The following is a 22,568-nucleotide window of genomic DNA, read 5'->3' as shown; positions in this document are numbered from 1 at the left end:
TGGGGTGGTTTCAGCTGACCTGCGCATCCCCCGATTGGACTGCAACCCATGGCTGTGCGCCCGCCCCCCTGAGGGAGGAGCGGGCATGGCAGGAGAGACATTAGTGAGCGAGAGTCTGGTCATCCGTCTGGGGACCAATGCGCAGCAGCCAGTGCACTGGCTGGTCTGGTCGGCGCAGGAGCAGGAGATCATCGCCTCCGGCATCCTGGCCTCGGCGCACGCCCTCGGCGAGCTGCAGGAGCGTGCCGGTGGTCGCCCCGTGGTGACCCTGGTGCCCGGCAGCGATCTTATCTTCCGGCGGGTCAATCTGCCGGGCAAATACAGCCGCCAGAGTGCGGCGGCCCTGCCCTATCTGCTGGAGGAGCAGATCGCCTCAGACGTGGACGATCTGCACCTGGTGGTGCTCGGCCATCAGGGCCGCGAGGTGGATCTGATGGCGGTGGACAAGGGGAAGATGCAGTCCTGGCTCGGTTGGCTGGAGCAGGCAGGGCTCAAGACCCTGCACCTGCTGCCCGACGTGCTGGCGCTGCCGCTCGCCGCCGATGGCTGGTCAGCCCTGCAACTGGGGGAGGAGTGGCTGGTCCGCCAGGGCCCCCGTCAGGGCATAGTGGCGGAGGAGTCCCTGCTGGCCATGCTGCTGGCAGCGCAGACCGAACCCGTCACCCTTCACTGCCATACTCCCATCCCTGCCATGGCGGCGGGCAACTGGCAGGGGGCTGACCCGGAACTGCCCATGCTGTTGCTGGCGAAAGGGGCGCTGACCTGCCAGGCCAACCTGTTGCAGGGGCCCTATCGTCCCCAGACCGAATACGCCCGCTACTGGTTGCAGTGGCGCAAGGTGGCGGTGCTGGCAGGCGTATTGTTGCTGGTGGCCCTGGTGCAGCGCGGTGTGCATCTGCACCAGCTGGCGGAACAGGACAAGGCCCTCAAGGCGGAGATCCGGCAGGTCTACACCCGGATCTTCCCGGGGGAGACGCGTATCGTCAACGTGCGCAGCCAGATGACCCAGCACCTCCAGCAGTTGGGGCAGGCTCCCCAGGATGGCGTCCTGTTGCTCCTGACCGAGCTGGCCCCGGTGTTTGCCGAGGTGCCCGGCCTCAAGCCCGAGGTGCTGCGCTTCGATGCAGCCCGGGGCGAGCTGAGGTTGCAGGTGACGGCCCCCGGCTTCACCGAGATCGAACGTTTCCGCGAGCTGGCGGGCAAGCGCTTCGAGGTGCAGCAGGGTGAGGTGCGAAGCACCGAAGGCAAGGTCGAAGGGGCGCTGGTGCTCAAGGGGAGGTCGTCATGATGGACAAACTGCAGAGCTGGTGGCGCGGCATCAGTGCCCGCGAGCAGCGGCTGGTGGCGGTGGGGGGCAGCGTGCTGCTCATCGGGCTCTTCTACTGGGCGATCTGGCAGCCGGTGGCAAATCGCATTGCCGAGCGCGAGCGGCAGGTGGTGAACCAGCAGCAGACCCTGGCCTGGCTCAAGGAGAAGGGACAGGAGGTGCTGGCGATGCAGGGGGGACAGGGGCGCCAGATCGATACCGGCGGTACCCTGGACGGCGTGGTGAACCGTACCGCCTTCAACCAGAAGATCAAGATTGCCCGCTTGCAGCCCCAGGGTCAGGAGCTGCAGGTATGGATAGACACAGTGCCGTTCGATGATCTGCTGATCTGGCTTGCGACCCTCTCGGATCAATACGGCGTCCAGGTGCAGATCATCGAGCTGGCCCGCGAGGGGTTGGCCCCCGGGCTGGTCAAGGTCAGACGTTTGCAGTTGAGTCGTTCCCAATGAAGCGAAAAATAGTGATCGCCAGTCTCTTCCTGCTGGCCTATCTCGGTTTCCTGCTGGCCCAGTTGCCAGCATCCCTGGTGGTGCGCCATCTGCCTCTGCCCCCCAATCTGGTGCGGCTGGAGGGGGTGAGCGGCACCCTCTGGAGCGGTCAGGCCGCCCGGGTGCAATATGCCAGCGAGTCCCTCACCCAGTTGCGCTGGGATCTCGATGGCTGGTCCCTGCTGCGGCTGGCGCCCGAGGTGTCGGTGCGCTTTGGCGAGCGCAGCGGACTCAACGGGCAGGGGATCCTGGGTTGGAACGGTGCCGCTTTCGGGCGCGACATCACCCTGAATGCGCCGGCCCCCTGGGTGCTGGATCGGGTGCCGATGAGACCCCCCTTCCCGTTGACGGCGACGGGTCAGTTGCAGCTCAAGATCGATCAGTTTGCCCAGGGCACTCCCTGGTGCGACAACCTTTACGGGGATCTTCACTGGTATGATGCACAGGCGGACACCCCGGCGGGCAAGCTGGCCCTGGGGGATCCCGAGATCACGCTCACCTGTCTCGACTCCCGGCTGGTGGCCGAGATCAAGCAGGGCTCGGAGGCGCTGCAGGTGCTGGGCAAGCTGGAGTTGCAGGCCAATCGCCAGTACCTGTTCCAGGGCACCCTGAAACCGGGTCCCGAGCTGCCGGACCAGATGAAACAGGGGCTCCCCTTCCTCGGCCAGCCCGATGGGCAGGGGCGCTTCCCGCTGCGTTATCAGGGCCGCATCTGACGGCGTTGCCCATGGTTTGAACCACCCCGCCCCGGCGGGGTGGTGTTGTTATGGGGGCGCGCCGGCTGGCGCCGTGATGAGGTGATTGAGGAAGAAGCTGAACAGCTCGGCCCGGGAGTGCAGGTTCAACTTGGCGTAGAGATGCTTGCGGTGATTCTTCACCGTGCCGCTGCCGATGCCGAGCGCACCGGCAATGGCCTCGGTATCCAGCCCCTGCAACAGCAATCCCGCCACCTGGCGCTCCCGCCGGGTTAGCTGATCTCCCCCCACACTGGCGATAGCCTGCTCCACCGCCCCCTTGAGGTCAGTGCCATCTGACCTGGCCGGACTGCGGGCCAGGCGGGGTGTCTCTTCCCGCCAGTGCTGGCGACACAGCGAATGCACCAGCGGGAACAGTGCCTCCAGCCTGACCAGCTCGTCACGGCTGAGGGAGCTGCGCTTGTCGAGGCGGCCCAGAAACAGCATCAGGGTGAGGCCGCCGCGCACCGGCAGGATCAGCCCCACCTCCTCCTGCCAGCCGGTGGCCTGATAGAAGTGGTGGCGATACTCGGGGTCGAGCCGCCCCCGCGACACCTGCGACAGGGTCCAGACCCCGGCACCCAGCCCCTGCTCCAGCGCCTGCATGAAGGGATCCTGACTGAAGTGGCGGGTGAGGTAGCGGTCGAACAATAGGGCCCGCTGATGATGCAGGTTGTCGTAGAGGTAGACGGGGCGCACCCCCACCCCGAGCAGCAGGGCACAGTCGAATGCCACCTGTTGCTGGATGAGGCGAACCAGGGCTGCCGGGAAGCCGCTGCCGTGCAGGGCATCGACGGCGGCGGTCAGGCTCAGGGTATCCGTGGCAGGAGACAGGGGCATGGCGATGGGCTCCGGGTCAGGGAATGGTTTCCCCACGATGGCAGGATGCTAGCACGGGAGTGGCAAAACTGTCCCCTGGGGGACATATCTGCCAGCACCGCAAATGGCGAGGATGGCCCTCTTTCTCTTGCTGTTGGAGCCCTCCATGACAAATCCTCACCTGCTCGATGAGCTGACCCAGCGCGGCCTGGTGGCCCAGAATTCCGACCCGGTGGCGCTGGCCGACCATCTTGCCACCCCTCGCACCGTCTACTGCGGGTTCGATCCCACCGCTGGCAGCCTGCACATCGGCCACCTGGTGCCACTGCTGATGCTGCGCCGCTTCCAGCTGGCGGGCCACACCCCGGTGGCCCTGGTGGGCGGGGCCACCGGCCTTATCGGCGATCCCAGCTTCAAGGCAAGCGAGCGCACCCTCAACAGCGCCGAAACGGTGCAGGGCTGGGTCGCCAGCCTGTCGGCCCAGATAAGCGCCCTGTTGCCGGCGAGCGACGGGCTGGCGGCGTCGCTGCTGGTCAACAACGCCGACTGGATGGGGCAGATGTCCGCCCTCGATTTTCTGCGGGACATCGGCAAGCACTTCTCGGTCAACGCCATGCTGGCCCGCGAATCGGTGCGCCAGCGCCTGGCCCGTCCGGATCAGGGCATCTCGTTCACCGAGTTCTCCTACGCCCTGCTGCAATCCCAGGACTTTGCCGTGCTCAACCAGCGCCTCGGCTGCACCCTGCAGATCGGTGGCAACGACCAGTGGGGCAACATCACCAGCGGCATGGACCTCACCCGCCGCCTCCATCAGGCCCAGGTCTATGGCATGACGCTGCCGCTCATCACCAAGGCCGATGGCACCAAGTTCGGCAAGACCGAGGGGGGTGCTATCTGGCTCGACCCGGCGCTCACCTCCCCTTACGCCTTCTACCAGTTCTGGATCGGCACCGCGGACGAGGATGTCTACCGCTTCCTGCGCTACTACAGCTTTATGCCGCTGGCCGAGATTGAGACGCTGGAGGCGGAGGATGCGAAGCGGCAGGGGCGCAAGCTGGCCCAGCAGGTGCTGGCGGACGAGCTGACCGAACTGGTACACGGCAAGGGGGCGCTGGCGGCGGCGCAGCGCATCAGCGAATCGTTGTTCAGTGGCGAGGTAGCGCGCCTTGGGGAGAGCGATCTGGCCCAGCTGGCGCAAGATGGCATGCCAAGCAGCCCGATCAAGGGGGAAACGGATCTGGTGACCCTGCTGGTGGAGTGCGGCCTGGCCAACTCGAAGCGGATCGCCCGCGAGCTGCTGGCGGCGGGGGCCGTCAGCGTCAACGGTGCGATCCGCCGGGATGAGCCGCTTACCGCCGACGATCGGCTGTTCGGCCGCTACCTGCTGCTGCGCCGGGGCAAGAAGCAGTACCACCTGGTGATCTGCTCATGAAGGGGTGAGCGCATCGATGACGTAGTCGAGGAAGTGGCCGACCAGGGCCGACTCGGCCCGGCGCTGGGTATAGAGGGCGTAGAAATGGGCCCCCTTGGGGCGATAGTCCGGCAGCACTTCGCGCACCACCCCCTCGGCCAGCTCGGCCGCCACCAGGTAGCGCGGCAGGCGGGCTATCCCCAGTCCCTGGCGCATCCCTTGGTGAATCGCCTTCTTGCTGCTGAAGGCCAGTTCGCCCGCTACCTCGAGAGGGATCTCGCGCCCCTGGGCAAGCAGGGGCCAGCGCTCGTGGCGGCCGTACTCCTGGCTGCGGGTGATGAGGCTGTGCTGGTGCAGATCCTGCGGTGTGCTGAGGGGCGGGTGGCGGTCGAGGTAGTCGGCGCTGGCGCAGAGCACCAGATCGTCCACCGCGATAGGGCGCGCCAGGTAGGGCTGGGTGCCGAGCTCAGTGCTGCGAAACGCCACGTGCAGGTTGTCGCGCAGCAGGTCGGCCGGGGTATTGCTGAAGTCGGCGATGATCCGCACCTCCGGGTGGTCGGCGCGAAAGCGCAGCAGCACCGGAGTCAGCACCACTTCTCCCCAGAGATCCGGCGCCGTGATGCGCAGCTCCCCGCACAGTGCCGAGCGGCGGCGCTGCAGGCCGTCCAGCAACTGCTCGTGCAGGGCGATCATCTGGTCAGCCTGGCGGTAGGCGAGCTCTCCTGCGTCGGTCAGTTGCACCCGGCGGGTGGTGCGACTCAGGAGCACGCTGCCGAGGCTCTGCTCCAGGTGGCGCAGATCTTTTGACGCCTTGCTCGGGGTGATGCCGAGGCGGGCCGCCGCCGCGGCGAAGGAGCCACAGCGGACGATGGCGACCAGCAGGCGCATCAGGTAGAGGGTGTCGAGCTTGTGGTGACTCATGAGGGGTGGCCTATTGTGTCTTGCTGGGAATGAATGTCTTGCTTGTGTGCCTGATTATATCCTCCTGTCCCGGGTTTATAGTGGCCGCCATGCCATTGCTATCCCGGGAGAGGACGATGAACAAGACACTGGGCGACAGCTTCCACTTCGAGCGAGCCGGATTGCGGCTCAAGAACCGTGCCGTGCTGGCCCCTTTGACCCACATCATGAGCGGCGCAGGCGGTGATCCCGGCCAGGCCGAGCTCGACTGGCTGGCGCGCTGCGCCCGTGGCGGCTTCGGCCTGCTCATTGCCGCCGCCACCCAGGTGCGGCCCGGCGGACGCTGCTGGGCGGGGCAGCCTGCCCTGATGACGGACGCCCAGCAGCAGGCCTTCACGGCCCTGGCCGACAGTGCGCGGCAGGCCGGGGCACTGGCGGTGGTGCAACTGCATCACGGCGGGATGCGGGCTCTGCCCGAGCTGAACGACGGGGTGCCGGTCGGCCCGTGCGTGCTGGCGCCGGGCGGGCGTTACCCCCTCGGGGTCAAGGGGCTGAGCGAGGAGGAGATTCTGACGCTCATTGACGCCTTTGTGAGCGCTGCGGAGCGGGCCCATGGCGCCGGCCTGCACGGGGTCGAGCTGCACGCAGCCCACCACTTCCTGCTCTGCAACTTCCTTAACCCCCTGCACAACCGGCGCACCGACCGCTGGGGTGGCAGCCTCGCGAACCGGGCGCGGATCCTGGTTGAGATCGTGCGCGGCATTCGCGCCCGTCTACCCCGGGGTTTCCTGGTCGGGGTGCGTCTCTCCCCCGAGAGCTATGCCCATATCCAGGGCATCGAACTGGCCCATCAGCTGGCGGTGGCGCACCTGCTGGCGAACGAGGGGATCGACTACCTGCACTTCTCCATGGGGGACAGCTTCAAGGCGGTGGCGGGGGATCCCGACGGCGGCGCCCTGCTGGAGGCGGTAAGGGTCGGGTTGGCCGGGCGGGTGCCGCTCATGGTGGCGGGCAAGATTAGCGACGCAGATTCGGCGGTTCGGGCTCTGGCCGGCGGCGCCGATCTGGTGGCGGTGGGCACGGCGGCCCTTGGCAATCCGGACTGGATGGAACGGGTGAGCCGCGGCCTGCCTCTGCATGTAGCCCCTTTCACGGCGGCGCACCTCACGGAGGTTGGCTTCACCCCAAGCGCCCTCGACTACCTGGCCGGCATGGGGGTGCTGGCCCCGCGCGATGCGGCCTGAGGGCTTTCATGAACGGTATGCGCTCGGCAGGCTGTTGAGCTGATGTGACAAGGCCCTCGTGAAGAGGGCCTTGTGCGTGTCAGGCGCCGAGAGGGAGCAGGTCGGCGTAGTCGTCGAGCGCCGGGAAGTGCTGGAAGGTGAGCGGCGGCATCTGGCTGTCGGGGTGACGGATGCCGAGCTGGTGGGCGATGCCGAACTCGGCCGAGGCGGCCAGGATCCGCTCGCTGTCATCCACGAAGAGGGTGCGGGCCGGGTCGAAGGCCAGCCGCTCGGCCAGTGCCTGCCAGCAGTGCTGGCTCTCCTTCGACCACCCGAGCTCATGGGTGCTCACCATCAGATCGAGGTGCTGGGCGAGGCCGAGGCGTGCATCCTTCACCGACAGGCTGGCGGGATGGGCATTGGTGAAGAGCACCACCTGCTTGCCGGCGGCCTTGAGTGCGGCCAGGAAGGGAATGACGTTGGGGCGCCACTGGATCTTCTCCAGGATCTCCTGTTTGAGGGCGCGGATGTCGAGCCCGAGCGTCCGGGTCCAGTAATCCACGCAGTACCAGTCGAGCGTGCCGTTGACCGCATGATAGTGGGTGTCTATCTGCGCCTTCGCCTCGGCCAGCGGCAGGCCGAGTCGCTCGGCGTAGCGCGCCGGCACCAGGGTTTGCCACAGATGGCTGTCAAAATGGAGATCGATCAGGGTGCCATCCATGTCGAGCAACACGGTATCAATCTGGTGCCAGGGCAGGGGAGTCGACATGGGGCCTCGCGATGTCTGTGGTGATGGGAAAAACGGGGCGCATTATAACGGATTTTTCAGACATCTTTCCCCTCTTTGCCCCGTGGTGTTCGGCAGGGGAGTCGTTTACTCTTGAAACACGATTTTTTAACGAGCAGTCAGCCTCCGATGAGCGATCCCCACAAGCGCAATCCCGTCCACCTCAGTGTCGAGACCATGGCCCATGACAAGAGCAAGCCGGAGATCCTCAAGGCCGAGATCGTGGCCGAGAGCCGGCTGTTCAAGGTGGAGTCCCTTCACCTGAAATTCTCCAACGGCGAGGAGCGGGTCTACGAGCGGATGCGCGGCGGCAACCGGGGTGCCGTCATGGTGGTGCCCCTGTTCGATGCCCACACCCTGCTGCTGGTGCGCGAGTACGCGGCGGGCACCCACTCCTACGAGCTGGGTTTCCCCAAGGGATTGATAGACCCCGGTGAAAATGCCTTCGAGGCGGGCAACCGGGAGCTGATGGAGGAGGCGGGCTTCGGGGCGAGCAGCCTGACCCTGCTCAAGCAGGTGTCGCTGGCGCCGGGGTATTTCTCCAGCCGGATGGACATCTTGCTGGCGCGGGATCTCTACCCCGAGCAGCGGGTCGGTGACGAGCCCGAGCCTCTCGAGGTGATCCCCTGGCCCCTCAACCGGATCGACGAGTTGCTGGCACGACCGGACTTCACCGAGTCGCGCAGCATCAGTGCCCTGCTGCTGGCCAGCAAATGGCTGGCGGAGCAGGGAAATTAGCCCGCAGAGGGTCTTTTTGGCAATCAGAGGCAGAGGTAAGCACCATGCAGGAGTTGTTGGCCTGGATACCCGAGGTCAAGGAGATCGCCCGTGAGGCGGGCAGGATCCTTCACGAGATCTATCGCGGCGGTCAGTTCGAACGCCAGTTGAAGGAGGATGCGACCCCGGTCACCAGTGCCGATCTTGCTGCCGATGCCTACCTCAAACAGGCGCTGGCGGCGCTCACTCCCCATGTCCCCGTGCTGACCGAAGAGGCGGCCGACATCCCCTTCAGCCAGCGTGCGAACTGGCGCCAGTACTGGCTGGTGGACCCGCTGGACGGCACTGGCGAGTTCATCGCAGGCAGCGGCGATTTCGCCACCCTGATCGCCCTGGTGCGGGACAATGTCCCGGTGCTCGGGGTCATCTATGCCCCCGAATCCGATCTGCTCTACTGGGCGGTGCGTGGTCACGGCGCCTTCAAGGAGGCGAACGGCGAGAGCCGTCCCATCAGCGCCATCCATCATGAACACGATCAGCCTGACTCCCTGGTGGTGGCCATCAGCCGCCGCCAGAAACTGGAAAACCTGACCCGTCGCCTCAACCCGGCCATCCACTACGAGCTGATCCCGCTCGGCTCCAGCTCCCTCAAGTCCTGCCTGGTGGCGGAAGGCGTGGCGGATTGCTACGTGCGCCTGGGCCCCACCGGGGAGTGGGATACCGCTGCCGCCCAGTGCATCGTGGAGGCGGCAGGGGGGCGCATCCTCAGCCTGGCGCTGCAACCGCTGCGCTACAACGAGACCGAGTCGCTGGAGAACCCGGACTTCATCGTGATGGGGGACCCGGATCTCGCCTGGGGACGCATTCTGGCCCACTGACGGGTCGACCAGCTCGCAGGGAATGCAATCAGGCGACCACAGGGTCGCCTGATTGCATTGGTGTGATCCACTGGCTGGTTACGGGGATTTCAGGGAGATTCGCTAGTTATGGCGATAACGGCAGTGGATCATCACATCCAATCTGGCTGCACTGGCATAATTTTCAGTTAATTCTGAAAACATGCATTTCATCGAAACAAAAAATCGGTGTGGGTTTTAATTTTGGTTTTATATTCCTAGCTTTTGGTTTGTATCAGGATTAATTGAATAATCCGGGGTGAGATTTCCTCCCAATCTCACTGGTGGAACAGGGCTTTGCCAGTGAGATCTGCCAGTCTCCCTTTTTGAGAATTAAATGCTAAAGGAGCACAATGTTTTTAGATTTTAATACTACGTAAAAGTGATTTATCGATGAGTTTATCTGCAGACGTCTCACGGGAGCTGTCCGGTTCCCCCTCCACCATGGCCAGCACCGGCTGGCGTCGCCACGACACCCATTGGGTCATCAGCCTGTTCGGTACCGCCGTCGGCGCCGGCATTCTGTTCCTGCCCATCAACCTGGGTCTGGGGGGGATTTGGCCCCTCATCATCGTCGCCGTGCTGGCCGGTCCCATGACCTTCCTGGCCCACCGCGGGCTGGCGCGTTTCGTGCTCTCGTCGTCGCGCCCCCAGGCCGACTTCACCGAGGTGGCCGAGGAGCACTTCGGCAAGATGGCCGGGCGCCTCATCTCGACGCTCTATTTCCTCTCCATCTTCCCGATCCTGCTCATCTACGGCGTCGGGCTGACCAACACGGTGGAGAGCTTCATGGTCAATCAGCTCGGCCTGGCCTCCCCGGATCGGGTGATGCTCTCCGGCGTGCTGGTGTTCGCCATGATCGCCGTGATGCTGGCCGGCGAGAAGGCGATGTTGCGGGCCTTCGCCGTCATGGTCTACCCGCTGGCGGCGATCCTGCTGGCCCTCTCCTGCTACCTCATTCCCCAGTGGCAGTGGCCGGAAGTGACCGCCTTTGAAGGCACGAGTTTCCTCAACACCGTCTGGCTGGCGTTGCCGGTCACCGTGTTCGCCTTCAGCCACGCCGCCGCCATCTCGGGCTTTGCCAACGTGCAGCGCCGGGAGTACGGGGAGCAGGCCGAAACCAAGAGCGGCCTGATCCTGCGCAACACCACCGTCATGCTGGTGGGATTCGTGCTCTTCTTCGTCTTCTCCTGCGTGCTGAGCCTCTCCCCGGCTCAGTTGGCCGAGGCCAAGGCCCAGAACGTCTCCGTGCTCTCCTATCTCGCCAACATCACCGACAACCCGGTGATCGTGACCCTGGGGCCGCTCATCGCCTTCATCGCCATCAGCTCCTCCTTCCTCGGCCACTTCCTCGGTGCCCGCGAGAGCCTGAAAAGCCTGATCGCCAAGCCCACCGGCCTGCCGCTGGCGAAGGCGGACAAGCTCGGCATCGCCCTGATGTTCTTCGCCATCTGGGGCGCCGCCATCATCAACCCGGGCATTCTGGGGTTGATGGAGACCCTCTCCGGTCCCGTCATCGCCATGATCCTCTTCATCATGCCGGTGGTGGCCATCTACAAGGTGGAGGCGCTGGCCCGCTTCCGTCACCGTTGGGTCAACGGCTTCATCCTGCTGACCGGTGCCCTGGCGGTCTCGGCCCTGCTGTTCAGCCTGCTGAAATAAGCCAGGCCGTCAGCATCAAACAAGAGAGGCGACCCCTGGGGTCGCCTCTCTTGCTTCTGCTCTCTGGTTGCCTTGCCGTCGTCTCACCCCAGCTTGGCGCCGTTCTCCACCGCCTGCTCGGGGATGGCGATCACCACGGCGCCATCCGGGCGATAGAAGCCGGTCAGCAGAAACTCCGACTGGATGGGGCCTATCTGCTTGGGGGGAAAGTTCACCACGGCGACGATCTGGCGGCCCACCAGATCCTCCGGTCGATAGAGGTCGGTGATCTGGGCGCTGCTCTTGCGCACCCCGAGCTCGGGGCCGAAATCCGCCCACACCTTGTAGGCGGGGCGGCGCGCCTCGGGGAAGGGCTCGACCCGCACCAGGGTGCCCACCCTGAGCTCCACCATCTCGAAATCCTGCCAGCTTATGGTCTGCATCTTGGCTCCTCGTTGCCCATACCTTGCATGAGCCTCAGCATGCTTCGAATGCCCGGGGATTGTCTTCGGCAAAGAGCCGACTGATTACGGCAGGCAGCCGTTTTGCCGGCGCCAGAGGGAAGGGGTCAGCCCGGTCTCGGCCAGGAAACGCTCGGCAAAGGCTCCCTGGTTCTGGTAGCCGCAGCGGCTGGCCACTTCGCCGACGGGCAGCCGGGTGCGGGCGAGCAGGGTGCGGGCCAGCGCCATGCGCCGCATCCTGAGGTAGTGGGAGACGCTCGTGCCCACCTGCTGGCGAAAGGCGTGTTTGAACTGGCTCAGGCCGAGGCAGGCGATGGCGGCGAGTTCCTCGTTGGTGAGGGGGTCTGCGAGGTGGGCTTCCATATGACGCTGCACCTTGGCGATACGAGGGGCTATGCGGGGAGCGACGGCGGGGCCCATGCCGCGTCCCTCGGTCAGCAGCCCGAGCCACACCTGATCCATGCCGGCCACGTGGCGCCCCTCGGCCACCATGCGGTGCAGGAAGGCGAGGTAGTGGCGCTGGGCCTCATCCAGCTCGACGAAGGGGTGGTCCCCCAGGGCGGCCGGCAGCCAGTGGCTCTCCTGCACCAGAAACACGTGCGCCGGGTCGGCGGCGTAGTCGTGGCGAAGGCCAGGGGCGATGATGCAGGCAAAACCGGGGGCGAGGCGACATCCCCGGCCCTGCACCTCGATCTCGAGGGGGCCGACGAGGGGGATCACCAGCTGGGCGTGGTCATGACTGTGGCTCTGCATGTCGCTCTGGTAGTGACGCAGGCTGAAGGGGGAGGCGGCAGATAAGCATGACGCGGCACCGGGCCGCGTCATTGAAAGGGATGCATCGTTTGCCATGGGCAGCCGCATTACTCGGCGTCGAAGTCTTCGATCTCTTTGCCAAGGGCTTCCATGATGGCGCGGGCCTCGGCGGGGACGCTGTCCGGGTGATCCTTGCGCAGGTCGTCGTCACAGGGCAGCGGCTGGCCGGTGAAGGCGTGCAGGAAGGCTTCGCAGAGCAGCTCGCTGTTGGTCGCATGACGCAGGTTGTTCACCTGGCGACGGGTGCGCTCATCGGTCAACACCTTCAGCACCTTGAGCGGGATCGAGACGGTTATCTTCTTGACCTGTTCGCTCTTCTTGCCGTGCTCTGCATAGGGGCTGACGTAGTCGCCGTTCCACTCTGTACCCATGTTCCACCTGTAGTCGTTTGGCCGTGAGCGCGGATTTTAACCCTTAAGGAATTCAATGGCAATCCAACAGCAAAGCCATTTAGACGTCTAGAAGTGTTGACGGCTTTTTTAAGGTGGCGTAGTGTGGTGCACCATGGGCCGGCAGTCCGGCCAGCGAAAATGAGAGCGGGGCTGGACGACCCACGAGGCGGACCGGCTCCGGCAACCCATCAAGGAGAGTGACATGACCCACAAGGCCACCCTGGCGGTACGCACCGGGATTGAGACAGATACGCAGCACGGTGCCGTGGTGCCCCCCATCTACCTCTCCAGCAACTACACCTTTGCCGACTTTGGCGAGCCCCGTCAATACGACTATGCCCGCTCCGGCAACCCGACCCGCACCAATCTGGCGGATGCCCTGGCGGCCCTGGAAGGGGGGGCCGGCGCCGTGGTGACCGGCACCGGCATGGGGGCCGTTCACCTGGTGACCACGGCTCTGCTCAAGGTGGGGGATCTGCTGATCGCCCCCCACGACTGCTACGGCGGTACCTGGCGCCTGTTCGAGTATCTGGCGGCCAAGGGCCACTACCAGGTGCAGTTCGTGGATCAGGGAGACGAGGTGGCGCTGGCCGCCGCGCTGGCCCAGAAACCCGCACTGGTGTGGGTGGAGACCCCCTCCAACCCGCTGCTGCGGGTGGTGGACATCGCCGCCATCGCCGAGGCCTCTCACGGGGTGGGGGCCCAGGTGGTGGTGGACAACACCTTCCTCTCCCCCTTGCTGCAACAGCCCCTGGCCCTTGGTGCCGACGTGGTGGTCCACTCCACCACCAAGTACATCAACGGCCACTCCGACGTGGTAGGGGGTGTGGCGATCGCCAAGGATCAGGCTCTGGCCGACTCCCTGGTGTGGTGGGCCAACTGCCTGGGGCTCACCTCCGGTGCCTTTGACTCCTACCTCACCCTGCGGGGTCTGCGCACCCTGGCTCCGCGCCTGCGCACCCATCAGGAGAACACGGATCGCATCCTCGCCTTCTTGCAGCAGCAGCCGCTGGTCAAGCGTATCTATCACCCCAGCCTGCCGAGCCATCCAGGCCACGACATTGCGCGCCGTCAACAGTCCGGCTTTGGCGCCATGCTAAGTTTTGAGCTCGATTGCAACGAGACGGGGCTGCGCGCCTTCCTCGCGGGGCTGCGCCTCTTCTCGGTGGCGGAGTCCCTCGGCGGTGTGGAGAGTCTGGTGGCCCATCCGGCCAGCATGACCCACAGGGCCATGACCCCTGCGGCCCAGCAGGCGGCGGGTATCAGTGCCCAGTTGCTGCGCCTGTCGGTGGGGATCGAACACGGTGAGGATCTGGTGGCCGATCTGGCCCAGGGGTTTGAACAGGCGCAGTTGGCACAACAGGCAGAGCAGGTGAAGTAATGGAACAACAACAAGGAGAGTGTGTGGTGGCAACAGAGGCAGTCTTCAAGCGGCGCCATGTACACAAGTTCGGCGGCAGCAGCCTGGCGGATCCGGTCTGTTATCGCCGGGTCGCCAGCATCGTCGAGCAACAGGTGGGGGGCAACGAGCTGGTGGTGGTCTCCGCCGCGGGCAAGACCACCAACCGGCTGATCCAGCTGGTGGAGCTGGCGGAAGCGGGGGATGAGGCCGCAGGCGAAGCCATCACCGCCCTGCACGCCTATCAGCAAAGCCTGATCGACGGCCTGCTGGAAGGGGAGCTTCACCTCGATCTGAGCCAGCAACTGACGGGCGACATGCAGCTGATCGCCAAGACCCTGGAGGGGCAGTTTGACCGCTTCGAGCGCAACGGCCTGCTCGCCTTTGGCGAGGTGTGGTCCGCCCGCCTGCTGGCTGCCCTGCTCACCAGCCGGGGTGAGGCGGCCGCCTGGCTCGATGCCCGCAGCTTCCTGCGCGCAGAAGACGGTGCCCTCATCAAGGTGGATACCGCCCTCTCCAGCGAGCTGCTCAAGGCCCGCCTGGCTGAGCACGCTGGTCGCATCGTGGTGACCGGCTTCATTGCCGCCGACATGGAGGGGCGTTCCCTGCTGCTGGGACGCAACGGCTCCGACTACAGTGCCAGCCTCCTGGCGGCGCTGGCGGACGGGGAGTCCACCACCATCTGGAGCGACGTGGCCGGGGTCTACAGTGCCGACCCGCGCCGGGTGAAAGAGGCTCGTCTGCTTGAGCGCCTGAGCCTGGCCGAGGCCAACGAGCTGGCGCGCCTGGGCTCCTCGGTGCTGCATTCGCGTACCCTGCAGCCGGTGGCCGACAGCCGTCAGCGCCTCACCCTGCGCTGCAGCTACAATCCGGACGAAGGCTGCACCCACATCCTGCGCCGTGCGCCCCGCTCCGGCGGTGCCCGCATCGTCTCCTCGGTGGATCAGATAGCCCTCATCGAGCTCAAGGTGCTGCCGCAGACGGACTTTGAGCAGACAGTGGCGGCCATCGAGGCCCATCTGGCCCGCCATCGCCTCCATCCGCTCACCCTGCAGCGCCAGCCGGATCGGCGGGTGCTGCGTCTGGCCTACACCCTGGAGGTGGCACAAGGGGCCTTCGAGGTGCTCCGTGACTTCCAGTTGCAGGGCAACTTTACCGGCCTCATCCAGAAGGAGGGGTTCAGCCTGGTCGCCCTGGTGGGGGCCGGCGTCACCGACAACGCCGAGCAGTGCCATCGCTTCTACCAGCTGCTGGCGGATCAGCCTCTGGAGTTCGTGCAGGTGGCCAAAGACGGCCTGAGCCTGGTGGCCGTGCTGCGCCAGATCGTGCTGGAGCCGCTGCTCATCGCTCTGCACAGTGCCCTGTTCAGCCGCCCGACCCGGGTCGGGCTGGTGGTGTTCGGCAAGGGCAATATCGGTGGTCACTGGCTGGGGCTCTACGCCCGCGAGAAGGCGCGCCTCGAGCATGAGCTCAATCTGGCGCTCACCCTCTACGGGGTCTTCGACTCCAAGGGCGGGCTGCTGGACGAAGAGGGGCTGGATCCCCTCAAGGTACAGGACAACTTCAATCCCAAGCCGCTTATCTGGCCGGAGCTGCTCTCCCAGCTGGAGCAGCACAGTTTTGACTCCCTGATCGCGCTCGACATGACCGCCAGCGAGACGGTGAGCCGCTACTACCCGGACTTTGCCCAGCTCGGCATCCACATCATCGCCGCCAACAAGTTTGCCGGTGCCGCCGACAGCGAGTTTTACCAGCGCATCAAGCAGACCTGCCGCGACCATCAGGTGCAGTGGCGCTACAACGCCACCGTGGGGGCCGGGCTGCCCATCCAGTCCAGCATCCAGATGCTGCGTCAGAGCGGTGACCGCATCCAGGGGGTCTCCGGCATCTTCTCCGGCACCCTCTCCTGGCTGTTCCAGCAGTATGACGGCACTCGCCCCTTCTCCGAACTGGTGGACGAGGCGTGGCAACATGGCCTGACCGAGCCGGATCCCCGGGAGGATCTCTCCGGTCAGGATGTGCGCCGCAAGCTGCTCATCCTGGCGCGGGAGGCGGGCTTCGAGCTCGACTCCGCCGACATCGAGCTGGAGAATCTGGTGCCTGTCACGCTGCGCAAGGTGAGTGCGGATCAGTTCATGGACAGGCTCAAGGAGCTGGATGACCCTATCCAGACCGCCTTCGAGGGGACGCGCCGGGTCGGCAAGGTGCTGCGCTATGTCGCCCGCTTCGAGCACGACGGCAAGGCCCGCGTCGGGCTGGAGGCGCTGGAGCCCCATCACCCGTTTGCCAACCTCTTGCCCTGCGACAACGTGTTCGCCATCGAGAGCGACAGCTATCGCACCAACCCCCTGGTGATCCAGGGGCCGGGAGCGGGTCGGGAAGTGACGGCCGCCGCCATCCAGTACGATCTCTGGCAGATCTGCGCCAGCCTCTGAGGCTGCGTGACACGATGCAATGAGAAGAGGCGCCCCAGGGCGCCTCTTCTGTTATCGGGTGGCGGAGTTACCAGAACAGTCGGCCCAGGAGGGGGGCGAGCAGCACTGTGGCCATGCCGGCGATCATCATCACCATGCTGGAGACCACCCCCTCCTCGTTGCCCATCTGATAGGCCCTGGCTGTCCCGGCCCCGTGGGCCGAGGCACCAAAGCCCGCGCCTTTGCCGAGGCGGCTGCGGATGGCGAGCACGGTGAGCACGCTTTCTCCCACCGCCATGCCGATGACGCCGGTCAGCACCACGAACAGGGCGGTGAGATCGGCGTTGCCACCCACGGAACGGGTTGCCTCCACCGCGAAGGGGGTGGTGATGGATCTCATGGCCATGCTGCGTTGCAACAGCTCGGAGAGGTTGAGCCAGCGGGCCAGCAGCACTGTGCTGCCCACCGCCATCACCACGGACGCCACGACCCCGACCGAGAGGGAGAGCCAGTGGCGGCGCATCAGCTGGCGATTCTCGTAGACGGGCACCGCGAAGGCGACGGTGGCGGGGCCCAGCAGCCAGAGCAGCCAGTGGGATTCGGCCATGTAGTCCCGGTAGGGAATGTGGAACAACATCACCACGGCCACCAGCAGGGTGGGGGCCAGCAGCAGCGGCATCAGGGGCAGGATGCGCTTTTTGCCATAGAGCCACTTGCTGGCGTAGTAGAAGAGCAGGGTCAGGGCGAAGCAGAGCAGGCCGAGCAGGGTGTCAGACATGGCGGCGACTCCGGCGGGCCAGCTTCAGCTCGAGGCGATAGACCCTGTCCACCACCAGCGCCGTGGTGCCGAGCACCAGCACGGTGCTGACGATCAGGACCACCATGATGCGCCACCCCTCCTGCAGCAGCAGCTCCTGATAGTTGACCACGGCCACCACGGCGGGGACGAAGAAGAGCAGCATCTCCGCCAGCAGCCAGCGGGCCCCGGCACTGAACCACTGGGCCTTGACCACCCCGAGCAGGATGCAGACCAGCAGCAGCAACATGCCGGTGAGGTTGGCGGGCAGGGGCAGGTGCAAGGTGCGCACTGCGATGTCGGCCAGCAACCAGATGGCCGCCAGCAGGGCGATTTGGAAGGGGGTTTGCAACCAGCGAAGGCAGAGGGTTTTCATGGCAAGCGTCTTTCTGTGAACCTGCTCACAGTATAGAGAGGGACCAAACCTGCAAAAAATGAATTTAAATTATCAAAATCATGCCAAAGAGGCATGATTTAGCCAGCCATCCCCGTCAAGAGAGCACCATGGATATTCGAGCCCTGCGTTACTTCGTCGAGCTGGTGCGGGAGCAGAGCTTCACCCGCGCCTCCGAGAAACTGTTCGTCACCCAGCCCACCATCAGCAAAATGATCCGCAACATGGAAGAGGAGCTGGGCCAGCCCCTGCTGAGCCGGGTCGGCCGCCGCTTCACCCTGACCGACAGCGGCCAGGTGCTGTTCAATCGGGCCCAGACCATCCTGGCGGAGATGCAGCAGCTGGAGGCGGAGCTGGCGGATCTGCAGAGCCTGCAATCCGGGCGTCTTGCTCTCGGCATCCCGCCCATGGTGGGCCATGTCTATGCGGATCTCATTCGTACCTATCGCAGCCGCTACCCCGGTGTGGAGCTCTCCATCGTCGAATATGGCGGGCGGCGCATCGAGCAGGCGGTGCTGGCGGGGGAGCTGGATCTCGCCATCACCATGCTGCCGACCAGGGAAGAGGGGGCCCTCTGCGCCCTGGATCTGGACAGTTACCCCATCCGGGTGGTGCTGCCGGACCTGCCCCGCTGGCGCGAGGGGGGAGAGATCCGGCTGGAGGCTCTGCGGGACGAACCCTTCCTGCTCTATACCCAGGCCTTCACCCTGAGCGAGCGGCTGGAGCAGGCCTGCGAGCAAGCCGGGTTCGTGCCCCAGGTGGCGGCCCGCAGCAGCCAGTGGGACTTTCTCACCGCCATGGTGCGAAGCGGCATGGGGGTCGCTTTCCTGCCGGAGCCCATCTGTCGGCGGCTGACGCCGGATGGGCTGGTGTTGCGCCCTCTGGCCCCGGCGCTGAGCTGGCGGCTCGGGGTGATCTGGCCAGGGGATCGCTACCTCTCCCGCACCGCCGAGGCCTGGCTTGCCCTGTGCCGCGAGCAGGGCTGAGGAGCGGGTCTGGGGTTAGGGGGTCCCCGGTGACGCCATGCCTGTGACGAAGCGGGCATAGGCTGCGGAGTGTCGCACCTCCTCAATCTCGTCCCACACCTGTTGGCTGAGATCGGGGTGGGCCTGATGGAAGGGGTGGGAGAAGATGAGGTAGTAGGGTTTTTCGACCAGGGGAGGGGTGATCCGCTCGAGTGTGGCCTGCAACTGCGGGTGGGCGGCCAGGGTCCGTTCTGCGACCCCGGTTTGCAGGGCGGCGGCAACGGCGCGCTGCATCGCGACCTTCTTGAGCAGGATCAGTGGTTCCCTGCTGGAGTCATCCACCCTGACACCGCTCTCCTGCAGCTGGGCGACGATGGAGAAACCGGACTGCGCCGCAATGACGCCATGGGCGACGAGCTGCCGGCCATCCCAGCGAACCTGTCCGCCTTTTGGCTGGTAGAGGCTGTAGCTCTCGGTAAGCAGGCGCTTGGCGGGATCAGGTGCCCCGTGTCGCATGGGGTAGACCCCTATGGTGCGAGCACGCTCTTCGCTGTAGCTCAGCTTGACGGCGGCATCGAGCTGGCCCTGGCTGACGAGGGAGAGGCAGCGTTTCCAGGGCAGGGGGGTGAGAATGATGGGATGCCCGATCCGGTTTGCCACCTCCTTGAGGTGGAACTGCACTATCCCCTCGCCGGACATCAGCAACCAGGGAGGCGAATCACTGTTCTCCATGCAGGCACGAATGCTGCCGGGAGCGGCCATGACGCAGGTCGGCAGCAACCAGAGCAGCAGCGCCAGGCAGAGAGTGCGCAAGGGGAGCCTGCCTGACAGGGGAGAACCGGCGAGCCAGTCAGGGAGCGATGCCAAAGTCATCCCTCATCGGGTCATAGAGATAGGAGCGGTAGTCGGTGCTCTCGTCGGGCAACTGCGGGTTGGTCAGCCGGAAGATCTGGCGTGAATCGAGCCGGGCAAAGACCAGGGAAGGCTGGAAATGATGGCGCCAGAGGCGCTGCAGGGAGCCATCTTTCCAGGCCAGTTGCAGGCCGCGCAAAAGGCGCTCGCGCTCCTTGCTGTAGGTGGCGTGGCTATAGAGGGAGTGGATGAGCGGATAGAAGAGGGCGACATGGCTATCCACGGTCAGCCCCGGCAGGCCGGGTCTGTGGTTTTTCCACTCGCTCAATATCTCGTTGGCACCACGGCAGAAGAGATCGATCCGGCCACGGGCCACCAGGCGAAACAGTGACTCATAGTTATCCACCTCCTGCACCCTGAAGCCGTTGTAGCGCAGGATGTCGGCATCCCGCCAGCCTGTGCCCACCCCTTGCGTGAACTGCTGCAACTGGGACAGGGTGTGAACCCCGGCCAGGGCCTGGGCACGGGCGCTGCCGACAAAACAGACCCGGTAGCCGAGCACACCCAGATCGATGGGGAAGGGGACCAGGGTGACGCCGGGTTGAGGGATCTCCTGGGGCCAGCTGTCGACGATGAAGAGGGCATTCTTGCCCGGCGTTTGCACTTCGAGCCGCATCCTCGCCTTGTTCATCCTGATGGCGTCGAGCAGTTCATAGTCGCCGTAATCGGGCCGTGTTTTCTCCAGCGCCAGCCGCATCGCCGCCCGGTAATAATTCATGCGGACATCCTGTTGGGTTTCCCCGGTGATCAGGGTGAAGCGGGTGGCCGCCATCGTGAGGGACGGGAGGGAGAGGGCGAGCAAAAGGAGCAGGATTCGATGCATCTTGACCGGGTTCGGCAACGGGATTGTGCCCAGTATAGACGGGCCATTCCCGTCGACACAGCGCTATCAGGCTCTGGCAGATCTGATCTCTTGAGAAGGGGGTCATGCGGATTTCATCAAGAGACCCAGGCGACGACAGAGTTGGCGCAGCCTCTGGTTGTCGAGGCAGCCAAAGCCGAGCAGCCACCCTTCCAGCGTCGGCGGGCCCAGGTAGAACTGGCCCAGATGGCGCAGCCCCAGCCCGCAGGCGTTGGCGGCATCGGTCCAGCGCGCCTCGCCACCGGGGGGCAGCAGCACGGCGCACTGCAGGCCGGCGCCGCTATGGATGGGAGTGAGCCCCGGGCAGTGCTCGGCCAGTTCCGCCAGCAGCAGATCCCGTCTGCTCTGGTAGAGGAGGCGGCTCTGGCGCAGGTGGGTGGCGAAGTGCCCGCCCCGGATGAAGTCTGCCGTGACCGCTTGCTGCAACTGGTTGCTGTGGCCGTCGACGGCGGCCCGGGCGCGGCAGAAGGAGTCCATCAGCGGCCTGGGCAGCACCAGGTAGGCGAGGCGCAGCGAGCCGAACAGCACCTTGCTGAAGGTGCCCACATAGATCACCCGCCCCTGGCCGTCGAGCCCCTGCAGGGCGGGCAGGGGACGCTGATCATACTGGTACTCCCCGTCGTAATCGTCCTCCAGGATCCAGGCGCCGTGACGCTCTGCCTCGGCCAGCAGCGCCATGCGGCGGGGCAGGCTCATGGGGACGCCAAGGGGATACTGGTGTGCCGGGGTGCAGTAGATGAGGCGTGGTGCAGGATGATCCCCATGAGGGTTGAGCCCCTCTTCATCCACCGGCACCGGATGCACCCGGGCACCGGCGCTCTCCATGGCGGTGCGAGCCCCGGGATAACCGGGGTCTTCCACCCAGACGGTGTCACCGGCATCGATGAGCAACTGGGTCGCCAGCAGGATCCCCTGCTGGGAGCTGGTGAGGATCAGTATCTGATCCGGCTCGCACACCACGCCGCGTGACTGCACCAGATAGCTGCTGATGGCGGCGCGAAGTTCCCCAAGCCCCTGGGGATCCCCGTAGTTCATCCAGTCGCTGGCGCGCTGGCGCCACTGTTGCTGCATCAGCCGACCCCAGAGTGCCTGGGGGAAGAGACGGGGATCCGGCTGGCTGGAAGCAAAGGTGGTGCCCACCTCGGGCACGTCGTGACAGGCGCCACCCAGGGCCATCTCCTGACCGCGACGGGAGAGGCCCGCCGCTGACTGGGGCGGGCGCGGCGCGGGGCGCACCGCCGCCAGGGCGACAAAGCTGCCGGCGCCCACCTTGCGCACCAGATACCCCTCCGCCTCGAGCCGGCCATAGGCCAGTTCCACCGTGCTGCGGGAGATACCGAGATCCCGGGCCAGGAGACGGCTGGCGGGCAGGCGGCTGTGCAGGGGCAGGTGGCCCGCCAGGATGGCCTCGCGCAGGGTACGCACCAGTTGTTCGTGCAGGGGCAGATCCCCTTGCTGCTGGCTGGCGAAGAGCGTTGGCAGAACGGTCATGGTGTGCTCCCGTTGGCTCGGGGGTTGCGCCTCTTTCGAGGCAGGGAGCCTGCCCGCAGGGCATGGCGCGGGAGTGGGGCTGGCGACCGATGGGCAGAGCGGGTGGGGTGGATGGTCATGGTGGCGGCTCGATGAAATTGGTCTGCCCATATTGGCAAAATTGGTCGGCGTGGCAAGGCCATTTTGTCGCTACATTGGTGGTCACAGGGTGGCGCCAGCGGGCGGCACGGATTGGCAACACAAGGAGTCTGCATGTCGGAATACAGTGCCACCATCAGTTGGCAGCGGGGGGAGCACGAGCCCTTCGTCGATCAGCGTTACAGCCGGTCCCATGAGTGGGCGTTTGATGGCGGGGTCAGGGTGCCGGCCTCCTCCTCTCCCCATGTGGTGCCGCTGCCTTACTCGGTGGCGGAACATGTGGACCCGGAAGAGGCGTTTGTGGCGGCCCTCTCCAGTTGCCACATGCTCACCTTCCTCTGGCTGGCGGCGAAGGCGGGCTATCGGGTAGAGAGCTACCGGGACGAAGCGGTCGGCATCATGGCGAAAAACGGACAAGGTCGCCTCGCCATGACCCGGGTCACCCTGCGTCCCAGGGTGATCTTCGGGGGAGAGCGGGAGCCCGCCCTGGCGGATCTGGAGCAGTTGCACCACCAGGCCCATGAGGAGTGCTTCATCGCCAACTCGGTCAACACCGTCGTCACCACAGAGATCGTCATCTAGTCATCA

At 65.5% G+C, this 22,568-nt stretch carries 23 protein-coding genes; 12 read left to right on the top strand and 11 right to left on the bottom strand.

What is annotated here, in order from left to right; genetic code table 11:
- The first annotated feature begins 103 nt into the window (after positions 1 to 103).
- The 3 genes from exeL to exeN are packed head-to-tail and all read left to right on the top strand — an operon-like array spanning position 104 to position 2,531.
- Positions 104 to 1,288: a GspL family type II secretion system protein ExeL gene (exeL, locus tag AB5Y89_RS07650; protein ID WP_080988563.1), complete on the top strand. Its 1,185-nt coding sequence runs from the start codon at positions 104 to 106 to the stop codon at positions 1,286 to 1,288.
- On the top strand, positions 1,285 to 1,776 hold the full coding sequence (gene exeM / locus AB5Y89_RS07645) for a GspM family type II secretion system protein ExeM (RefSeq protein ID WP_010675717.1): 492 nt from the start codon (positions 1,285 to 1,287) through the stop codon (positions 1,774 to 1,776). Before exeL ends, exeM begins: the two co-directional genes overlap by 4 nt.
- Positions 1,773 to 2,531 carry a GspN family type II secretion system protein ExeN gene (exeN, locus tag AB5Y89_RS07640; RefSeq protein ID WP_368223361.1) on the top strand — a complete coding sequence of 253 codons (759 nt, stop codon included), beginning with the start codon at positions 1,773 to 1,775 and terminating at the stop codon, positions 2,529 to 2,531. Before exeM ends, exeN begins: the two co-directional genes overlap by 4 nt.
- A gap of 48 nt (positions 2,532 to 2,579) precedes the next feature.
- Here exeN and AB5Y89_RS07635 read toward each other — a convergent pair whose 3' ends face one another.
- Entirely contained in the window at positions 2,580 to 3,389 is an 810-nt protein-coding gene (locus tag AB5Y89_RS07635; RefSeq protein ID WP_261999949.1) for a helix-turn-helix transcriptional regulator, read from the bottom strand.
- Positions 3,390 to 3,534: 145 nt separating this feature from the next.
- On the opposite strand from AB5Y89_RS07635, the gene tyrS reads away from it, so the two are divergent.
- A complete protein-coding gene (tyrS, locus tag AB5Y89_RS07630; RefSeq protein ID WP_368223358.1) occupies positions 3,535 to 4,800 on the top strand; it encodes a tyrosine--tRNA ligase in 1,266 nt (421 codons plus the stop codon).
- On the opposite strand, the gene AB5Y89_RS07625 is transcribed toward tyrS, so the two are convergent.
- Positions 4,795 to 5,700 carry a LysR family transcriptional regulator gene (locus AB5Y89_RS07625; protein ID WP_288212718.1) on the bottom strand — a complete coding sequence of 302 codons (906 nt, stop codon included), beginning with the start codon at positions 5,698 to 5,700 and terminating at the stop codon, positions 4,795 to 4,797. The two genes, tyrS and AB5Y89_RS07625, sit on opposite strands and share 6 nt — an antisense overlap.
- 116 nt (positions 5,701 to 5,816) lie before the next feature.
- Between AB5Y89_RS07625 and AB5Y89_RS07620 the strand changes: the two genes are divergently transcribed.
- The gene (locus tag AB5Y89_RS07620) at positions 5,817 to 6,923 is read left to right on the top strand and encodes an NADH:flavin oxidoreductase (protein ID WP_368223355.1); all 1,107 of its coding nucleotides are present in this window, start codon (positions 5,817 to 5,819) and stop codon (positions 6,921 to 6,923) included.
- A 79-nt stretch (positions 6,924 to 7,002) separates the two neighbouring features.
- On the opposite strand, the gene yrfG is transcribed toward AB5Y89_RS07620, so the two are convergent.
- On the bottom strand, positions 7,003 to 7,671 hold the full coding sequence (gene yrfG, locus AB5Y89_RS07615) for a GMP/IMP nucleotidase (RefSeq protein ID WP_041211711.1): 669 nt from the start codon (positions 7,669 to 7,671) through the stop codon (positions 7,003 to 7,005).
- 147 nt (positions 7,672 to 7,818) lie between these two features.
- On the opposite strand from yrfG, the gene nudE reads away from it, so the two are divergent.
- The 3 genes from nudE (at position 7,819) to AB5Y89_RS07600 (ending at position 10,964) form a co-directional block, all read left to right on the top strand.
- Entirely contained in the window at positions 7,819 to 8,427 is a 609-nt protein-coding gene (gene nudE / locus AB5Y89_RS07610) for an ADP compounds hydrolase NudE (protein WP_039040577.1), read from the top strand.
- 44 nt (positions 8,428 to 8,471) lie between these two features.
- A complete protein-coding gene (gene cysQ, locus AB5Y89_RS07605; protein ID WP_368223353.1) occupies positions 8,472 to 9,284 on the top strand; it encodes a 3'(2'),5'-bisphosphate nucleotidase CysQ in 813 nt (270 codons plus the stop codon).
- Positions 9,285 to 9,695: 411 nt separating this feature from the next.
- Positions 9,696 to 10,964 (top strand): aromatic amino acid transport family protein, encoded by a 1,269-nt coding sequence (locus AB5Y89_RS07600; protein WP_368223352.1) that lies wholly within the window; start codon positions 9,696 to 9,698, stop codon positions 10,962 to 10,964.
- An 83-nt stretch (positions 10,965 to 11,047) separates the two neighbouring features.
- On the opposite strand, the gene AB5Y89_RS07595 is transcribed toward AB5Y89_RS07600, so the two are convergent.
- The 3 genes from AB5Y89_RS07595 to metJ form a co-directional block, all read right to left on the bottom strand.
- Positions 11,048 to 11,386, bottom strand: coding sequence for a tRNA-binding protein (locus AB5Y89_RS07595; protein ID WP_010675707.1), 339 nt, complete (start codon positions 11,384 to 11,386; stop codon positions 11,048 to 11,050).
- Positions 11,387 to 11,470: 84 nt separating this feature from the next.
- Complete coding sequence (locus AB5Y89_RS07590) at positions 11,471 to 12,229, bottom strand: AraC family transcriptional regulator (protein ID WP_052815545.1); 759 nt, start codon at positions 12,227 to 12,229, stop codon at positions 11,471 to 11,473.
- A gap of 35 nt (positions 12,230 to 12,264) precedes the next feature.
- On the bottom strand, positions 12,265 to 12,588 hold the full coding sequence (metJ, locus tag AB5Y89_RS07585) for a met regulon transcriptional regulator MetJ (protein ID WP_005327165.1): 324 nt from the start codon (positions 12,586 to 12,588) through the stop codon (positions 12,265 to 12,267).
- A 223-nt stretch (positions 12,589 to 12,811) separates the two neighbouring features.
- Here metJ and metB point away from each other — a divergent pair, with 223 nt between their 5' ends.
- Entirely contained in the window at positions 12,812 to 13,990 is a 1,179-nt protein-coding gene (gene metB / locus AB5Y89_RS07580) for a cystathionine gamma-synthase (RefSeq protein WP_368223350.1), read from the top strand.
- Entirely contained in the window at positions 13,990 to 16,443 is a 2,454-nt protein-coding gene (locus AB5Y89_RS07575) for a bifunctional aspartate kinase/homoserine dehydrogenase II (protein WP_368223348.1), read from the top strand. The genes metB and AB5Y89_RS07575 overlap by 1 nt, the downstream gene beginning before the upstream one ends.
- 67 nt (positions 16,444 to 16,510) lie before the next feature.
- Here AB5Y89_RS07575 and AB5Y89_RS07570 read toward each other — a convergent pair whose 3' ends face one another.
- Both AB5Y89_RS07570 and AB5Y89_RS07565 read right to left on the bottom strand, forming a co-directional pair.
- On the bottom strand, positions 16,511 to 17,200 hold the full coding sequence (locus tag AB5Y89_RS07570) for an LrgB family protein (protein ID WP_010675703.1): 690 nt from the start codon (positions 17,198 to 17,200) through the stop codon (positions 16,511 to 16,513).
- Entirely contained in the window at positions 17,193 to 17,594 is a 402-nt protein-coding gene (locus tag AB5Y89_RS07565) for a CidA/LrgA family protein (protein ID WP_039040574.1), read from the bottom strand. The genes AB5Y89_RS07570 and AB5Y89_RS07565 overlap by 8 nt, the downstream gene beginning before the upstream one ends.
- Before the next feature lie 128 nt (positions 17,595 to 17,722).
- Between AB5Y89_RS07565 and AB5Y89_RS07560 the strand changes: the two genes are divergently transcribed.
- Positions 17,723 to 18,598: a LysR family transcriptional regulator gene (locus AB5Y89_RS07560; protein WP_039040573.1), complete on the top strand. Its 876-nt coding sequence runs from the start codon at positions 17,723 to 17,725 to the stop codon at positions 18,596 to 18,598.
- A gap of 15 nt (positions 18,599 to 18,613) precedes the next feature.
- On the opposite strand, the gene AB5Y89_RS07555 is transcribed toward AB5Y89_RS07560, so the two are convergent.
- The 3 genes from AB5Y89_RS07555 to AB5Y89_RS07545 form a co-directional block, all read right to left on the bottom strand.
- A complete protein-coding gene (locus AB5Y89_RS07555; protein ID WP_223933103.1) occupies positions 18,614 to 19,444 on the bottom strand; it encodes an ABC transporter substrate-binding protein in 831 nt (276 codons plus the stop codon).
- On the bottom strand, positions 19,428 to 20,261 hold the full coding sequence (locus AB5Y89_RS07550) for a hypothetical protein (RefSeq protein ID WP_080944108.1): 834 nt from the start codon (positions 20,259 to 20,261) through the stop codon (positions 19,428 to 19,430). The genes AB5Y89_RS07555 and AB5Y89_RS07550 overlap by 17 nt, the downstream gene beginning before the upstream one ends.
- A 153-nt stretch (positions 20,262 to 20,414) precedes the next feature.
- The gene (locus AB5Y89_RS07545) at positions 20,415 to 21,842 is read right to left on the bottom strand and encodes a PLP-dependent aminotransferase family protein (protein ID WP_223925268.1); all 1,428 of its coding nucleotides are present in this window, start codon (positions 21,840 to 21,842) and stop codon (positions 20,415 to 20,417) included.
- A gap of 252 nt (positions 21,843 to 22,094) precedes the next feature.
- Here AB5Y89_RS07545 and AB5Y89_RS07540 point away from each other — a divergent pair, with 252 nt between their 5' ends.
- On the top strand, positions 22,095 to 22,562 hold the full coding sequence (locus AB5Y89_RS07540) for an OsmC family protein (protein WP_182956759.1): 468 nt from the start codon (positions 22,095 to 22,097) through the stop codon (positions 22,560 to 22,562).
- Positions 22,563 to 22,568: the final 6 nt, after the last annotated feature.

This window comes from Aeromonas sp. s4 (genome assembly GCF_040907855.1).
Lineage (GTDB): Bacteria > Pseudomonadota > Gammaproteobacteria > Enterobacterales > Aeromonadaceae > Aeromonas > Aeromonas caviae.
Note: the sequence above shows the minus strand (reverse complement) of the source record. Positions and strands in the feature narration are given on the sequence as shown.

What these genes read in the sequence shown, in the direction of transcription:
- exeM (WP_010675717.1), top strand. Translation starts at nt 1,285, where the DNA reads ATGATGGACAAACTGCAGAGCTGGTGGCGCGGCATCAGTGCCCGCGAG.
- exeN (WP_368223361.1), top strand. Translation starts at nt 1,773, where the DNA reads ATGAAGCGAAAAATAGTGATCGCCAGTCTCTTCCTGCTGGCCTATCTC.
- AB5Y89_RS07635 (WP_261999949.1), bottom strand. Translation starts at nt 3,389, where the DNA reads ATGCCCCTGTCTCCTGCCACGGATACCCTGAGCCTGACCGCCGCCGTC.
- tyrS (WP_368223358.1), top strand. Translation starts at nt 3,535, where the DNA reads ATGACAAATCCTCACCTGCTCGATGAGCTGACCCAGCGCGGCCTGGTG.
- AB5Y89_RS07625 (WP_288212718.1), bottom strand. Translation starts at nt 5,700, where the DNA reads ATGAGTCACCACAAGCTCGACACCCTCTACCTGATGCGCCTGCTGGTC.
- AB5Y89_RS07620 (WP_368223355.1), top strand. Translation starts at nt 5,817, where the DNA reads ATGAACAAGACACTGGGCGACAGCTTCCACTTCGAGCGAGCCGGATTG.
- yrfG (WP_041211711.1), bottom strand. Translation starts at nt 7,671, where the DNA reads ATGTCGACTCCCCTGCCCTGGCACCAGATTGATACCGTGTTGCTCGAC.
- nudE (WP_039040577.1), top strand. Translation starts at nt 7,819, where the DNA reads ATGAGCGATCCCCACAAGCGCAATCCCGTCCACCTCAGTGTCGAGACC.
- cysQ (WP_368223353.1), top strand. Translation starts at nt 8,472, where the DNA reads ATGCAGGAGTTGTTGGCCTGGATACCCGAGGTCAAGGAGATCGCCCGT.
- AB5Y89_RS07600 (WP_368223352.1), top strand. Translation starts at nt 9,696, where the DNA reads ATGAGTTTATCTGCAGACGTCTCACGGGAGCTGTCCGGTTCCCCCTCC.
- AB5Y89_RS07595 (WP_010675707.1), bottom strand. Translation starts at nt 11,386, where the DNA reads ATGCAGACCATAAGCTGGCAGGATTTCGAGATGGTGGAGCTCAGGGTG.
- AB5Y89_RS07590 (WP_052815545.1), bottom strand. Translation starts at nt 12,229, where the DNA reads ATGACGCGGCCCGGTGCCGCGTCATGCTTATCTGCCGCCTCCCCCTTC.
- metJ (WP_005327165.1), bottom strand. Translation starts at nt 12,588, where the DNA reads ATGGGTACAGAGTGGAACGGCGACTACGTCAGCCCCTATGCAGAGCAC.
- metB (WP_368223350.1), top strand. Translation starts at nt 12,812, where the DNA reads ATGACCCACAAGGCCACCCTGGCGGTACGCACCGGGATTGAGACAGAT.
- AB5Y89_RS07575 (WP_368223348.1), top strand. Translation starts at nt 13,990, where the DNA reads ATGGAACAACAACAAGGAGAGTGTGTGGTGGCAACAGAGGCAGTCTTC.
- AB5Y89_RS07570 (WP_010675703.1), bottom strand. Translation starts at nt 17,200, where the DNA reads ATGTCTGACACCCTGCTCGGCCTGCTCTGCTTCGCCCTGACCCTGCTC.
- AB5Y89_RS07565 (WP_039040574.1), bottom strand. Translation starts at nt 17,594, where the DNA reads ATGAAAACCCTCTGCCTTCGCTGGTTGCAAACCCCCTTCCAAATCGCC.
- AB5Y89_RS07560 (WP_039040573.1), top strand. Translation starts at nt 17,723, where the DNA reads ATGGATATTCGAGCCCTGCGTTACTTCGTCGAGCTGGTGCGGGAGCAG.
- AB5Y89_RS07550 (WP_080944108.1), bottom strand. Translation starts at nt 20,261, where the DNA reads ATGGCGGCCACCCGCTTCACCCTGATCACCGGGGAAACCCAACAGGAT.
- AB5Y89_RS07545 (WP_223925268.1), bottom strand. Translation starts at nt 21,842, where the DNA reads ATGACCGTTCTGCCAACGCTCTTCGCCAGCCAGCAGCAAGGGGATCTG.
- AB5Y89_RS07540 (WP_182956759.1), top strand. Translation starts at nt 22,095, where the DNA reads ATGTCGGAATACAGTGCCACCATCAGTTGGCAGCGGGGGGAGCACGAG.